Annotated in this window: 12 protein-coding genes; 9 read left to right on the top strand and 3 right to left on the bottom strand. The window is 69.8% G+C overall.

Going from position 1 to position 14,566, the window contains the following annotated elements:
- Positions 1-273: 273 nt before the first annotated feature.
- Positions 274-1,053 carry a transcriptional repressor LexA gene (lexA, locus tag ABZ624_RS39830; protein ID WP_360099967.1) on the bottom strand — a complete coding sequence of 260 codons (780 nt, stop codon included), beginning with the start codon at positions 1,051-1,053 and terminating at the stop codon, positions 274-276.
- Positions 1,054-1,616: 563 nt separating this feature from the next.
- Between lexA and nrdR the strand changes: the two genes are divergently transcribed.
- Together nrdR and ABZ624_RS39820 are read left to right on the top strand one after the other, a co-directional pair.
- A complete protein-coding gene (nrdR, locus tag ABZ624_RS39825; protein ID WP_360099965.1) occupies positions 1,617-2,168 on the top strand; it encodes a transcriptional regulator NrdR in 552 nt (183 codons plus the stop codon).
- A gap of 165 nt (positions 2,169-2,333) precedes the next feature.
- Positions 2,334-5,231, top strand: a complete 2,898-nt coding sequence (locus ABZ624_RS39820; RefSeq protein WP_360099963.1) for a vitamin B12-dependent ribonucleotide reductase — start codon at positions 2,334-2,336, stop codon at positions 5,229-5,231.
- A gap of 496 nt (positions 5,232-5,727) precedes the next feature.
- Here ABZ624_RS39820 and ABZ624_RS39815 read toward each other — a convergent pair whose 3' ends face one another.
- Positions 5,728-6,255, bottom strand: a complete 528-nt coding sequence (locus tag ABZ624_RS39815) for a TerD family protein (RefSeq protein WP_360099961.1) — start codon at positions 6,253-6,255, stop codon at positions 5,728-5,730.
- Between the two features lie 152 nt (positions 6,256-6,407).
- Between ABZ624_RS39815 and ABZ624_RS39810 the strand changes: the two genes are divergently transcribed.
- The 5 genes from ABZ624_RS39810 (at position 6,408) to ABZ624_RS39790 (ending at position 10,694) form a co-directional block, all read left to right on the top strand.
- Positions 6,408-7,013, top strand: a complete 606-nt coding sequence (locus ABZ624_RS39810) for a YdbC family protein (RefSeq protein ID WP_360099959.1) — start codon at positions 6,408-6,410, stop codon at positions 7,011-7,013.
- A gap of 127 nt (positions 7,014-7,140) precedes the next feature.
- Entirely contained in the window at positions 7,141-7,800 is a 660-nt protein-coding gene (locus ABZ624_RS39805; RefSeq protein WP_360099957.1) for a histidine phosphatase family protein, read from the top strand.
- Positions 7,801-7,812: 12 nt separating this feature from the next.
- Positions 7,813-8,718 (top strand): ADP-ribosylglycohydrolase family protein, encoded by a 906-nt coding sequence (locus ABZ624_RS39800; RefSeq protein WP_360099955.1) that lies wholly within the window; start codon positions 7,813-7,815, stop codon positions 8,716-8,718.
- A gap of 573 nt (positions 8,719-9,291) precedes the next feature.
- Positions 9,292-9,993 carry a ribonuclease HII gene (locus tag ABZ624_RS39795; RefSeq protein ID WP_360099953.1) on the top strand — a complete coding sequence of 234 codons (702 nt, stop codon included), beginning with the start codon at positions 9,292-9,294 and terminating at the stop codon, positions 9,991-9,993.
- Positions 9,994-10,061: 68 nt separating this feature from the next.
- Positions 10,062-10,694: a hypothetical protein gene (locus tag ABZ624_RS39790; RefSeq protein ID WP_360099951.1), complete on the top strand. Its 633-nt coding sequence runs from the start codon at positions 10,062-10,064 to the stop codon at positions 10,692-10,694.
- Between the two features lie 382 nt (positions 10,695-11,076).
- On the opposite strand, the gene ABZ624_RS39785 is transcribed toward ABZ624_RS39790, so the two are convergent.
- The gene (locus tag ABZ624_RS39785; protein WP_360099949.1) at positions 11,077-11,697 is read right to left on the bottom strand and encodes a hypothetical protein; all 621 of its coding nucleotides are present in this window, start codon (positions 11,695-11,697) and stop codon (positions 11,077-11,079) included.
- A gap of 399 nt (positions 11,698-12,096) precedes the next feature.
- Between ABZ624_RS39785 and ABZ624_RS39780 the strand changes: the two genes are divergently transcribed.
- Together ABZ624_RS39780 and ABZ624_RS39775 are read left to right on the top strand one after the other, a co-directional pair.
- Positions 12,097-14,256 carry a RecQ family ATP-dependent DNA helicase gene (locus ABZ624_RS39780; RefSeq protein ID WP_360099947.1) on the top strand — a complete coding sequence of 720 codons (2,160 nt, stop codon included), beginning with the start codon at positions 12,097-12,099 and terminating at the stop codon, positions 14,254-14,256.
- Between the two features lie 52 nt (positions 14,257-14,308).
- Positions 14,309-14,476 carry a hypothetical protein gene (locus ABZ624_RS39775; protein ID WP_360099945.1) on the top strand — a complete coding sequence of 56 codons (168 nt, stop codon included), beginning with the start codon at positions 14,309-14,311 and terminating at the stop codon, positions 14,474-14,476.
- Positions 14,477-14,566: the final 90 nt, after the last annotated feature.

Below are 14,566 nucleotides of genomic sequence, written 5' to 3'. Positions count from 1 at the left end.
CGACGGCCCGAAACCTGGTGCGACACTCGCTCGGGGCTTCCGCCGCGCGGGCCATGCTGCGCGACGCGGAGCCCGGGTTCGCGAAGTGACCGCGGGGTGGCCTGACCGGCGCCGGTCAGGCCACCCCGCGAGGAATGCGCCGAGGAAGCACCCCGGAGGCGAAGGCGCTGAGGACTCCTGGATGCAGCTGGATGCAGCAGGGCCCCGGAACCGGCGCAGGGGTCCCGGGGCCCGGTCAGGGAGCGAGCAGCCTTCGGCCGCCCGCCGCGGGCGTCACACGCGCCGCAGCACCGCGACGACCTTGCCCAGGATGGTCGCGTCGTCGCCCGGGATGGGCTCGTAGGCTGCGTTGTGCGGGAGGAGCCAGACATGGCCGTCCTCCCGCTTGAAGCGCTTGACGGTGGCTTCGCCGTCGAGCATGGCCGCCACGATGTCGCCGTTCTCGGCGACCGGCTGACGGCGCACGGTGACCCAGTCACCGTCGCAGATCGCGGCCTCGATCATGGAGTCGCCGACGACCTTGAGGACGAACAGTTCACCGTCGCCGACGAGCTGGCGGGGGAGAGGGAAGACGTCCTCGACGGACTCCTCCGCGAGGATGGGGCCACCGGCGGCGATGCGGCCGACCAGTGGGACGTAGGACGCGGCGGGCTTGCCGGCGGTGTCCGTGGGCTGCACGGTCACGGCCTGGTCGGAGCCGCGCACCTCGTATGCGCGCGGGCGGTGCGGGTCGCGGCGCAGGAAGCCCTTGCGCTCCAGCGCCATGAGCTGGTGAGCGACCGACGAGGTGCTCGAGAGGCCGACGGCCTGGCCGATCTCCCGCATCGACGGCGGGTACCCGCGCCGCTGAACGGAGTCACGGATGACTTCGATCACGCGGCGCTGCCGGTCGGTGAGTCCGGAGCTGTCCGCCCGGATTCCTGGAGGTCGGCCCGGCAGGGAGCGCTTGAGCCCCTCGGGATTCGTGGCTTCGTTCATCACGTGTACCGGCTCGACTCGGCCCTGGGAGCGGTCCTGGGCGGTGATGGTGGCACTGTCTGCGGTGGTGGTCACGTCGGGCCCCTCTCGATGGTCTCCCTGCTGCACAACGGTAGTTGCTTTCGAAAGGTTGCGCCAAACACACGTTCGAGTGAAAAAGTGCGATTCGCCTGACGCGATCGTGTGTCTGGGTGTATTGCTGACGCGCCACCTGGCGGGCAAAAGCGCCCATTGTTGTACTCTTCACCGCTGGGATTTCCGGCCTTGTGGGCCGCCACCCCAGTCTGCCATCCGGAACCCGGCCGTCCGGGTTCCGGGTCCTCCTGCGCCGGAGTCCTGCGTGCCCTCCGTGCGGCGCCCACGGTATCCCCGTAAGCGGCACAGGGACACGGCTCTGCGTCCGCGTGTCCGTGGTCACCTGTGTGTGCAGGTGTCCGTTGCCTTCCGTAGCGACACGCGAGTCTGCCTCGGTGTATGAGCCAATCCCCACATCTAGTGGTTGGATGGCTACGGCAGCCCACAAGTTGTGGTCCCCTGGGTCTGAGATGGCTTCGCGATCGCCTATGCTTAGGGCTGCTTCGCGGGGCCCATGAGGTCCGGCGAGGTTCTTGAGTCTGCTGTGAGGAGGGTTGGAGATCATGCACTGCCCCTTCTGCAGGCACCCCGACAGCCGTGTGGTCGACAGTCGTACGACCGACGACGGCACGTCGATCCGCAGGCGCCGTCAGTGCCCTGACTGCTCCCGTCGTTTCACGACCGTGGAGACGTGCTCGCTCATGGTGGTCAAGCGGTCGGGGGTCACGGAGCCCTTCAGCCGCGCCAAGGTCATCAACGGCGTGCGCAAGGCATGTCAGGGACGGCCTGTCACCGAGGACGCGCTCGCCCAGCTCGGCCAGCGGGTCGAGGAGGCGGTGCGGGCCACCGGAAGCGCCGAGCTGACCACCCACGACGTGGGCCTGGCCATACTCGGCCCGTTGCAGGAGCTCGACCTCGTCGCCTATCTGCGATTCGCCTCCGTCTACCGGGCGTTCGACTCGCTCGAGGACTTCGAGGCCGCCATCGCGGAACTGAGGGAAGCGCCGCGAGGCCCCGCCGCGGACAAGGACGACGCGGCAGCCGGGAGCCAGGAAGACGATCGCGGGCCCGGCGGGACCACTCAGGTCCCCGTGCCCGCCCACGCCGCCGACTGACCGGAGGGCCGGAAACCGGGAGGAGCCCCGGCTTCCGGCCAGAAGGCGGCGGCCGAAGACCTGTTGCGGGTGGCGGCTGAGGGCGCCCGCAACACAAGACAGAACACCGTGCCACGGGAACAAACGGGGCACTTCAGGGCGTTTTTGCCCGTACAGGGAGGCGGCATGACAGAGACGGCGAGCGGTCCGGCACGAGGTTCCCGAGCCAAGGGCGGCAAGGCGGGAAACAAGGGGCTGCAGATCGAGCGCATCCACACGACCCCCGGCGTACACCCGTACGACGAGGTCGAGTGGGCGAGCCGTGACGTCGTCATGACCAACTGGCGCGACGGCTCGGTCAACTTCGAGCAGCGTGGCGTCGAGTTCCCCGACTTCTGGTCGGTGAACGCGGTCAACATCGTCACCAGCAAGTACTTCCGCGGTGCCGTCGGCACCCCGCAGCGCGAGACCAGCCTCAAGCAGCTGATCGACCGCATCGTGAAGACGTACCGGAAGGCCGGTGAGGACCACAAGTACTTCGCCTCGCCCGCCGACGCGGAGATCTTCGAGCATGAGCTGGCGTACGCCCTCCTGCACCAGATCTTCAGCTTCAACAGCCCCGTCTGGTTCAACGTGGGCACGTCGCAGCCCCAGCAGGTGTCCGCCTGCTTCATCCTGGCCGTCGACGACTCCATGGAGTCGATCCTCGACTGGTACAAGGAAGAGGGCATGATCTTCAAGGGCGGCTCCGGAGCCGGCCTGAACCTCTCCCGCATCCGCTCCTCCAAGGAGCTGCTGTCCTCCGGCGGCAACGCCTCCGGCCCGGTCTCCTTCATGCGTGGCGCCGACGCGTCCGCCGGCACCATCAAGTCCGGTGGCGCCACCCGCCGTGCGGCCAAGATGGTCGTGCTCGACGTCGACCACCCCGACATCGAGGACTTCATCGAGACCAAGGTCAAGGAAGAGGAGAAGATCCGCGTCCTGCGCGACGCGGGCTTCGACATGGACCTGGGCGGCGACGACATCACCTCCGTCCAGTACCAGAACGCCAACAACTCGGTCCGCGTGAACGACGAGTTCATGACGGCGGTCGAGGCCGGCGGCCGGTTCGGCCTGCGCGCCCGTATGACCGGCGAGGTCATCGAGGAGGTCGACGCCAAGGCGCTCTTCCGCAGGATCGCCGAGGCCGCCTGGGCCTGCGCCGACCCGGGCATCCAGTACGACGACACCATCAACACCTGGCACACCTGCCCCGAGTCCGGCCGGATCACCGCGTCGAACCCGTGCAGCGAGTACATGCACCTGGACAACACGTCCTGCAACCTGGCCTCGCTGAACCTGATGAAGTTCCTGAAGGACGACGGCAAGGGCAACCAGTCCTTCCAGACCGAGCGCTTCCAGAAGGTCGTCGAGCTGGTCATCACCGCGATGGACATCTCGATCTGCTTCGCGGACTTCCCGACCCAGAAGATCGGCGAGAACACGCGCGCGTTCCGCCAGCTCGGCATCGGCTACGCCAACCTCGGCGCCCTGCTGATGGCCACCGGCCACGCGTACGACTCGGACGGCGGCCGCGCCCTCGCCGGCGCCATCACCTCCCTGATGACGGGTACGGCCTACCGCCGCTCCGCCGAGCTGGCCGCGGTCGTCGGCACCTACGACGGCTACGCCCGCAACGCCGACGCCCACAACCGCGTCATGAAGCAGCACGCCGACGCCAACGGCACCGCCGTCCGCATGGACGACCTGGACACCCCGGTGTGGGCCGCCGCCACGGAGGCCTGGCAGGACGTCGTCCGTCTCGGTGAGAAGAACGGTTTCCGTAACTCCCAGGCGTCCGTCCTCGCCCCGACCGGCACCATCGGTCTCGCGATGTCCTGCGACACCACCGGCGTCGAGCCCGACCTGGCGCTCGTGAAGTTCAAGAAGCTGGTCGGCGGCGGCTCGATGCAGATCGTCAACGGCACCGTCCCGCAGGCCCTGCGCCGCCTGGGTTACCAGGAGGAGCAGATCGAGGCGATCGTCGCCCACATCGCCGAGCACGGCAATGTGATCGACGCCCCCAGCCTCAAGCACGAGCACTACGAGGTGTTCGACTGCGCCATGGGCGAGCGCGCCATCTCCCCGATGGGCCACGTCCGCATGATGGCCGCGATCCAGCCGTGGATCTCCGGCGCCATCTCCAAGACGGTCAACATGCCGGAGACGGCGACCGTCGAGGAGGTCGAGGAGATCTACTTCAAGGCCTGGAAGCTCGGCGTCAAGGCCCTCGCGATCTACCGCGACAACTGCAAGGTCGGCCAGCCGCTCTCCGCCAAGACCAAGGAGAAGGAGAAGGCCGAGGTCACGGAGAAGGCCGAGGCGACCATCCGCGAGACGGTCGAGAAGGTCATCGAGTACCGCCCGGTCCGCAAGCGCCTCCCGAAGGGACGTCCCGGCATCACCACGTCCTTCACCGTCGGCGGCGCCGAAGGCTACATGACCGCCAACTCCTACCCGGACGACGGTCTCGGCGAGGTCTTCCTGAAGATGTCCAAGCAGGGCTCGACCCTCGCGGGCATGATGGACGCCTTCTCCATCGCGGTCTCCGTCGGCCTCCAGTACGGCGTGCCGCTGGAGACGTACGTCTCGAAGTTCACCAACATGCGCTTCGAGCCGGCCGGTATGACCGACGACCCGGACGTGCGGATGGCGCAGTCGATCGTCGACTACATCTTCCGCCGCCTGGCGCTGGACTTCCTGCCCTTCGAGACCCGCTCCGCGCTCGGCATCCACTCCGCCGAGGAGCGTCAGCGGCACCTGGAGACCGGTTCCTACGAGCCGGCCGACGACGAGGTCGACGTCGAGGGCCTGGCCCAGTCGGCGCCGCGCGCCCAGGAGCTGAAGGCGGTCGCCACGCCGAAGGCCGAGCCCGAGGCGGCCAAGTCCGCCCCGAAGCAGGCCCACACCAGCGCCGAGCTGGTGGAGATGCAGCTGGGCATCCAGGCCGACGCCCCGCTGTGCTTCTCCTGCGGTACGAAGATGCAGCGGGCCGGTTCCTGCTACATCTGCGAGGGCTGCGGCTCGACCAGCGGCTGCAGCTGATACCGGGCGGAGTCGCGTCGGATGCCACACCCGACGTAGCTGAACCCGACGCGTGATCTCTGTGAGGGAGGTGCGTCAGCCCAGAGCTGACGCACCTCCCTCTCAGCGTTGGTACGTCTCGGCCCACCGGACGCCTCTGCATCAACTGCTCCGCCCGCAGCAGCAAGGGCACCTGTGATCGATGCGGCCGCACCGACACCCGGCTCGCCGCCCGCCGTACCGTGGGCCTCATCTGCTGCTCCTGTCACCGCGTTGACCCAGACGTCGCCGAAGAATGCGCCGCCTGCGGCCAACTCCGCGTGCCAGCAACCCGTCACCCGCGTAAACAAGTCTGCGGGTCAATACACCTAGATGGCATCGACACAAGGCCAGCCAAGAACGCGGCCCTGGCCGCACTCGCCGGCGACCTGCCCGCACCAGTCCACATACGTCGTCTGCGCCAGTACGGTCCAGACATGAAGTAAGGGGCGCCGGTCTTTGCCGGCGCCCCTTACCGTTACTGCAACCTGCCCATGTCCCGGGTGAAAGCCGCCGGATCCTCCTCGAAGCCATGGACACCGGGACGGAAGGTCCACTCCCCGGAGCCGTCACGCACGAATTCGGCGAACGTGGCCGCCGTCGCCCCGAGGACGGAGCCGAAGTCGTCCTCGGCGAGCACGGTGTAGCCCTCCCGGACGCGCATGGCCGGATGGAGCACGTCGGCGAACGTCTTGCGTTCGGGCCGCTGCTGGATGACGACGCCGACGACCACGCGCGCGTACCGGGCATCGAGCCGGTCCAGTTCCAGCGTCATGACCTCGTCCCAGCCGAAGCCCTTGCCGTCCGTGCTGTCCCGGTTGAGGAAGATCGTGCCGTCCGGTGAGCGGCTGTCGAAGTGCACCAGGTAGGCGGGATCCCCGTAGGCGTCGTCCGAGAGGAACGTCGCGGCAACGATGTCCAGATCGGTGGGCGGCCGGCCCGCCGGGCTGGGGTCCCACTTGAGCCCGACCTCGACCTTGCGGATTCCCTTGCTGAAGCCGGTCAACGGGCTTCCCCTTCCCCCCAGTGGTTGTCTGGCCCCCAACTCCTCTGCCGTCAGGGTTCCTTGTCCATCGTGCCACGCGCGCGGGAGCACATGCGCGGGTGATCTCCATCGGAGCGTGACCGGCGCCACGCCGGTGGCCTTACGATGGCGCGGTGCTGGTCAAGTGGATTCGCTGCACCGTGGTGGACCGCCGCGGTTTCGAGCGGGGGCAGCGGAAGTGGGCGGGGCTTCCGGGGGAGCCGGGTTTCCGGGGGCAGGGTGGGGGCTGGAGCCGGCAGCGGCCGGGGGTGGCGCACATCTTCGCCTTCTGGGAGAGCCGCGCCTTCTACGACTCCTTCACGGCCCGCTCCCACGACCGCCTGGCGGCCGCCCAGGCCGGCACGTTCAAGGACGCCCAGGTCAAGCTTTTCGAGTACCGCTTCGATGTGAAGACGGGGTTCGAGCCGCGGTTCACCGACACCGATCTGATCCGCGTGGCCCTGTGCCGGGTCCACGAGGAGCGTGTCGAGCACTTCACGCTCATGCAGGAGAAGGTCTGGAACCCCGCGATGGCCGGCTCGCCCGGGATGATCCGCGGGATGTTCGCCGAGGCACCCGAGCAGGAGTTCCTGGTCCTGTCGATGTGGCGGTCCGCGGCCGAGCACGGCAAGTACCGCACCGAGCGCGTGGAGCGCCTCGCGCTGCGCGCCCAGACCGAGGCCGACATCGCGGCGCTCTCCGGTGACATCGTGGAGCTGGAGCCGTCCTGGACGGTCTGAGGCCTCCGCCGGACCGGACCGGGTCCTGGTGGTACGGCGGTGCGTTTGAAGAGCAAACTCGTGTGACCTACGCTGTATGGGGCCGTTCGAGTGCTCGACTTTCCCTCGTTCGATCTAGGGTTTGGGCATGGCACGACCACGGCGCATCGTCCTTGTCCGGCACGGCGAGTCAACGGGCAACATTGACGACTCCGTGTACGAGCGCGAACCCGACCACGCTCTCGGGCTGACCGAGCGCGGCTGGCGGCAGGCAGAGGAGACCGGCAAGAAGCTCCGGGAACTCTTCGGCCGGGAACGCGTGAGCGTGTATGTCTCCCCCTACCGCCGGACGCACGACACGCTCCGCGCCTTCCACCTCGACCCCGACCTCATACGCGTCCGGGAGGAGCCCAGGCTCCGCGAGCAGGACTGGGGCAACTGGCAGGACCGCGACGACGTGCGCCTGCAGAAGGCCTACCGCGACGCGTACGGCCACTTCTTCTTCCGGTTCCCGCAGGGCGAGTCCGGCGCCGACGTGTACGACCGGGTCGGCGGCTTCCTGGAGAGCCTGTACCGCAGTTTCGAGGCACCGGACCATCCGCCGAACGTTCTCCTGGTGACGCACGGTCTCGCGATGCGGCTGTTCTGCATGCGCTGGTTCCACTGGACGGTCGCGGAATTCGAGTCGCTGTCGAACCCGGGGAACGCCGAGATGCGGATGCTCGTTCTCGGGGAGGACGGCAAGTACGCACTCGACCGGCCCTTCGACCGCTGGCGGGAGCCGGTGCCGTTCTGGGTGAACGGATAGAGTGGCAGAGCGATGACCGCTGACTCCTCTTCCCCCGGGCGCCTGGAGCGCGCCCTGGCGAGCCTGCGCGGACTGGCCGTGGGGGACGCCCTGGGCTCCCAGTTCTTCGTTCCGGCGCACTACCCCCTGCTGAAGCGACGCGAGCTGCCCGCGGGGCCCTGGCAATGGACGGACGACACCGAGATGGCCTGCTCCGTGGTCGCCGTACTCGCCGCCCACCAGCGCATCGACCAGGACGCGCTGGCCCGCTCCTTCGCCGGGCACCACGACTTCGACCGGGGCTACGGCCCCGCCGTCAATCGCCTGCTGAGACTCGTCCGGGAGGGCGGGGACTGGCGTGAGCTGGCCGCCGGCCTGTTCAACGGACAGGGGTCCTGGGGCAACGGAGCGGCCATGCGGATCGCGCCCCTGGGAGCCTGGTACGCGGACGATCCGGAGCAGGCGACCCACCAGGCGGAGATCTCGGCCTACCCCACCCACCAGCACCGTGAGGCCGTCGTCGGCGCCATGGCCGTGGCCGCGGCGGCGTCGCTGGCCGGTTCGCCGGACGGCACGCCCAGCCCCGAGTCGCTCCTCGACGGCGTCATCGCCCTGGTGCCGAAGAGCGCCGTCGGCCAGGGACTCCGCCGTGCCCGGGACATGCTCGACTACGGCGACGCGGGCACCGTCGCGGCCGTGCTGGGATGCGGACGGCGTACGACCGCCCACGACACCGTGCCCTTCGCCCTCTGGTCCGCCGCACGGAGCCTCGGCGACTTCGAGACGGCCTTCTGGACGACGGCCGGGGTGGGCGGCGACGTGGACACGACCTGCGCGATCGTGGGCGGCGTGCTCGCCTCGGGCAAGGCGGGGGCTCCGCCCGCCGCGTGGGCCGAGCGGGTCGAGGCGCTGCCGGACTGGGTACCGACAGGGCCCTGAGAGCCGCGACGCCGGGCACCGAGTCCGGGAAACTCCCCGTACCCGCCGGGAACTGTCCGTCACCACCGCCCTCGTGAACCTGCCGAGCGCGCCCCGGGTTTGGCTTCTGGAGCAGCTGAGGGGTCATCACCCTGGCCTCGGGTAGAGGCTCCTCACCCTGGGCCGGCAGGTCCGGCTGATCATGTACTCGCGTCCCGGCGTAGCGCTGCACTCGACACTTCGCGAGCGTAAATAAATTCGGGCGCGGCGCTTCGGGGGGTGATCGTCGGGGGCATGGGGGAGCTGGCCGTCAAGCTCCACGGCGAGGTCAACGCCCTCGGAACCGAGCGGGGGTAGGTGTGATCGGACGCGGTCAGTGGCTATGTCGTCGATCTCGTTCCGGCCGTGATGATGTACGGCTCAAAGATGTGCATCAGTGAATGGAGGGACCAGGATCCTGAAGAGGTGATCGACCGGCTGATGCTCCCGCTGCTCCGGTCCCACGGAGGCTGAGACCGCACGTCCGCGACCTGTGCGGCGGTCGGGCGACCGGGGTGTCGGGTGACGATCCCGGCGGCGTACGCTAAGGGCGCCATGCCGTACGAACCACCTACTCACACCGTCGAGCGCTCCCTGCGCGCCACGACCGGAGCGAAGGTCATTGCCGGTGTCGACGAGGTGGGGCGCGGCGCCTGGGCCGGACCTGTCACCGTCTGCGCCGCGATCACCGGGCTCCGTCGTGCACCGGAGGGGCTGACCGACTCCAAGCTGCTGACGATCAAGCGGCGCACGGAACTGGCCGGCGTCCTGCAGACGTGGGTGACGGCCTATGCGCTGGGGCATGCTTCCCCCGAGGAGATCGACGACCTGGGGATGACGGCCGCACTGCGGCTCGCCGCGGTCCGCGCCCTGGACGCCCTGCCGGTACGTCCCGACGCCGTGATCCTCGACGGGAAGCACGACTACCTCGGCGCCCCCTGGAAGGTGCGCACGGTGATCAAGGGCGATCGCTCGTGTGTGGCCGTCGCCGCGGCGTCGGTGATAGCCAAGGTCCAGCGCGACAAAATGATGGCCGAACTGGGTATCGACCATGCACACTTCGGTTTTGCGGACAACGCCGGGTATCCGTCGCCCGTGCACAAGGCCGCACTGGAGGAGTGGGGGCCCACCCCACACCACCGCTTGTCGTGGGCGTATCTTGATGCGTTGCCTCAGTGGCGGCATCTCAAGAAAGTCCGCAGCTGGGCGGACGGAAACGTTCCGGAAATCGAGGGTCAGCTCGGCTTCGATTTCTGACGGTTCCGCTCGCACTGATGTGCCACCCGGCCACCCGCGCCGCACCAAAGTTTGATAGATATCAGCTCATGCCTCTCATTCCCGAGGAGCCTCAGATTCACGAGAGTGCCCAGGGTCCCCGCGCCACTCCGGCCAGTGGCCGTACCGCGCCGACCCCCCGCCCCGTACCCGGCCCCCGCCCCGCGGCTCCGTCCCGCCCCGGTCGCCCCGGCCCTCCGCGGCCGGCACCGCCGGTGCAGCGCACGCCGCGTGATGTGACTCCGGCCAGGCCCGGCCCGTCGGGCCCGGCCGCTCCCGCCGCCACGCCGGCCACTCCGCAGATCCAGCTGGTCCCGGCCTCGGCCGAGGGCGCGCTCGACGCCGCCGAGGAGGCGGTGGACGTGCTGCTGGACTCGGGTCGTGCCCCCGGTGACGTGCTCGTACTCACCACAGGGTCCCAGCACCCTTGGGCGGAGCACGAGTTGTCCTTCGGCGAGGCTTCCTACTGGGCGCAGCACGATGCCGGTGACGACGTCTTCTACGCGGACGCCGCCATCGCCTCCCGCGCCGCGTCCCGCCCCGTGGTCGTCGTGGCCGTCAACGGAGGCCCCGCTTCCGCTGCTGCCGTGGCCCTTCCGCTGGCCCTCGCCAGGGCCGGCGCCCTGCTGATCGTCTGCGGCGACCCGCAGCAGATCAACTCGGTGCTGGGCGCCGGCGTCTGAGCCGCGTCCCGCGCCTAGGGGGCCCGGGACGGTGAAGGAGCCGCTCCGGCGGTATCCGCACAGCGTGACCTTCGGCATGCCCCCCGGCATGCCCGGACGACCGGCGGCCGTTCCGCTCAAGGGACGGCTTCCCGGCGCGACACCGAAGGCGCCCCCGCCGTCGGGACTCGTGGAGCGGATCTCGCACGCCTCGTAGGACCGCCGGGCGCGGCGCAGGTGTCGGCCGGGTCCCGGCGGAGGCATGCGTCTCCCGGCGGCGCACGGGCCTTGTCGTACGACGTTCCGGCAGCCTGGGCGGCGGGCGGTCGGCCTGCTGTCCGCGCGGCCCGGTCCGGGGCGCGGAAGGCGGTCGGGCGTAGGGCCCGACCTGCTGCCGCGTCCCTCAGCGAGCCGCCGCGCGGCGCAGGACCTCGGAGACCGGGCCGCCGGTGCGCGGCGCGTGCGGCGCGGCCTCCGACAGGGCGAGGGACTCCGGTGCGGAGTCGGCGTTGGGGCGGCGTCCGCTGCGCCCCTCGCCGAGCACGTGCCAGCCATCGTGGGTCAGCGTGATGTACGCCCCGCACCGCAGCCCGTGCAGTGTGCAGGCGTCACGCAGGCCCCACATCCAGGCGCCGTCCTCCTCCGTCCAACGCGCGTCGCCCTCACGGCAGTAGACGAGTATCGCCGTGCGCACCGGGGTGCGGCGCCGCAGGTCGTGCGGGATGACCCGGCGCAGCTGTGCGAGCAGAGCGTTGCGGAACATCCAGCCGTCGGCCGGGGACGGACGACGCGTGAACGACGCGCTGGCGCACAGCCGCTCGTCCGGATCGAGCACTGCCACGATCACCGTGGAGGGTCTTGGGCCATGGCGGGCATGCAGCCCACCGACGATCTCACGGGGGTTGCGCAGCAAAGGGATTCCGGCGGCGGCCCATTCGGCCGGCTCGAGCAGGCGACTGGCGGAGGCGGCGGACGCGGACGTCGACAACGAGGCCGCCGAGGACGAGGCGAATCCGAAGGTCACGTTCCTCCCTTCGGCTACGCGCCCACACTGCGGGCGAGGTCGGATTCGGGGGACCGCGCACCGCAGCAGAGCCCAACCGGATCACGGACGAACCGTGCGGGGAGCGGACCTCAATTCTTCCTGCCGAACTCGGATGCGGCAACGATCAATTGGGGCCACGGACTGTTATCCGACGGTGCGTGGCTTATATTCCTACCCAAAGGTTGGCCCCATGACGCCTGAGGTACGGGGGCGTGCCCGTAGGGGTTCCCTGGGTTCCCCTATGGCCGGGATCGGCCGGCTGCCTGTGACCCTGACCTGGCCGTCCTCGGTCGGCGTGTGGTCGGTGGACCGCTGGTGAGCCGGTCGTCGCGCTGTGTGAGTTCGCCGATTGTCAGTGGGATCGGGTTGCATGGGGGTATGGACGATCTGGAGCTGCGCACCGAAGCCGACGCCATTCTCGCTGAGCTGGTCGGTGATCCGGGAGGATCGGCGCGGTTGCGGGAGGACCAGTGGCAGGCGGTGGCGGCTCTGGTCGAGGAGCGTCGGCGTGCTCTGGTGGTACAGCGCACCGGCTGGGGCAAGTCGGCGGTGTACTTCGTGGCCACGGCGTTGCTGCGTCGGCGCGGGTCGGGTCCGACGGTGATCGTTTCTCCGTTGCTGGCGCTGATGCGTAACCAGGTCGAGGCGGCGGAGCGGGCCGGTATCCGGGCGCGGACGATCAACTCGGCCAACCCGGAGGAGTGGGAGACCATCTACGAGGAGATCTCGCACGGCGAGATCGACGTCCTGCTCGTGAGTCCGGAGCGCCTCAATTCGGTGGATTTCCGCGACCAGATGTTGCCCAAGCTGGCGGGCACCACCGGTCTGCTGGTGGTGGACGAGGCGCATTGCATCTCGGACTGGGGGCACGACTTCCGGCCCGACTACCGCAGGCTGAGGGCCATGCTCGCCGGCCTCCCGCCCGGTGTGCCGGTGCTGGCCACCACCGCGACCGCGAACGCCAGGGTCACCGCGGACGTGGCCGAGCAGCTGGGCACCGGTGCCGGTGAGGCGCTGGTGCTGCGGGGCTCGCTGGAGAGGGAGAGCCTGCGGCTGGGAGTCGTCCGGCTGCCGGATGCCGCGCACCGGCTGGCCTGGCTGGCGGAGCATCTGGACGACCTGCCGGGCTCGGGAATCGTCTACGCGCTGACGGTGGCCGCCGCCGAGGAGGCCACCGCTTTCCTGCGGCAGCGAGGCTTCAATGTGGCCTCCTACACCGGCAAGACGGAGAACGCCGACCGGTTGCAGGCCGAGGCCGATCTGCTGGCGAACCGGGTGAAGGCGCTGGTGGCGACTTCGGCGCTGGGGATGGGCTTCGACAAGCCGGACCTGGGCTTCGTGGTGCACCTGGGTTCGCCGTCCTCGCCGATCGCCTACTACCAGCAGGTGGGGCGTGCGGGCCGCGGTGTCGAGCATGCTGATGTGCTGCTGTTGCCGGGCAAGGAGGACGAGGCGATCTGGCGCTACTTCGCCGATACCGCCTTTCCGCCCGAGGCACAGGTCCGCCAGACCCTCTCGGCCCTGGCGGACGCGGGACGGCCGCTGTCCGTGCCGGCCCTGGAGGCGGCGGTCGATCTCCGGCGTACCCGGCTGGAGACCATGCTGAAGGTGCTCGACGTGGATGGCGCGGTCAAGCGGGTGAAGGGCGGCTGGATCTCCACCGGCGAGCCGTGGGTCTACGACGCCGAGCGGTACGCCTGGGTGGCCCGGCAGCGGGCGGCCGAGCAGGAGGCCATGCGCGACTACGTGAGTACGTCACGGTGCCGGATGGAGTTCCTGCGCCGGCAGCTGGACGACGAGGGCGCGACCGCGTGCGGGCGGTGCGACAACTGCGCCGGTGCCTGGGTCGACGTCTCCGTCTCGGCCGAGGCGTTGACCGGGGCGGTGAAGGAGCTGGACCGGCCGGGCGTGGAGGTGGAGCCGCGCCGGATGTGGCCGACGGGGATGCCCGCGCTCGGCATCGACCTCAAGGGCCGTATCCCCGCCAAGGAGCAGTGCTCGATTGGGCGTGCCCTGGGGCGGCTGTCGGACATCGGCTGGGGCAACAGGCTGCGCCCGTTGCTGGCCGAGAACGCGCCCGACGGTCCCGTCCCCGATGACGTCCTGCGGGCCGCGGTGGCGGTCCTCGCGGACTGGGCCCGCTCCCCGGGCGGCTGGGCACCCAACGCCCCGGACACCTCCGCCCGGCCGGTCGGCGTCGTCGCCGTACCGTCCCTGGCCCGTCCGCAGCTGGTGGGTTCCCTTGCCCAGGGGATCGCGGCCGTCGGCCGGCTGCCCTTCCTGGGCACCCTGACGTACACGGGGGAGGGCGGCGCGCACGCGGCACGGCGCAGCAACTCCGCTCAACGTCTTCGGGCGCTGTCCCGTGCCTTCACCGTCTCCGAAGACCTGGCCGGCACCTTGGTGAGCTCTCCCGGCCCCGTTCTGCTCGTGGACGATTACACCGACTCGGGCTGGACCCTTGCCGTCGCCGCCCGTCTGCTCCGCCGGGCAGGCAGTGGACAGGTCCTTCCGTTGGTCCTTGCTGCGGCGGGCTGAACGGTCCGGCTTGTCCGGGCTCCCCGGGTCTCCCGGACTCACCGGCCAGGCCATGGCTCCCCCGCCGTTCGTCGCCTCCCCGGGCTTCTCGCCCGGGGCGGCCCGCCGTGACGTACCGGTCCTGCACCGGACGGTCAACGGTCACCCGCTGATCTGGCTGGACAACGGCGCCACCACGCAGAAGCCACGTCCGGTGATCGAGGCACTGGCGGCGTTCTAGCTGTATTGATCACGAGCGTTGTTGACAGCCGCGGGGCTTGATCATGGCGAAGACCTCCGGTGTGGTGGAGCTGTCTAGGACTGCACCGCA

This window comes from Streptomyces sp. NPDC007205, assembly GCF_040634095.1.
In the GTDB taxonomy this organism is placed as follows: domain Bacteria; phylum Actinomycetota; class Actinomycetes; order Streptomycetales; family Streptomycetaceae; genus Streptomyces.
The sequence above is the reverse complement of the archived record's forward strand: the minus strand, read 5'-3'. Positions and strand labels throughout refer to the sequence as shown.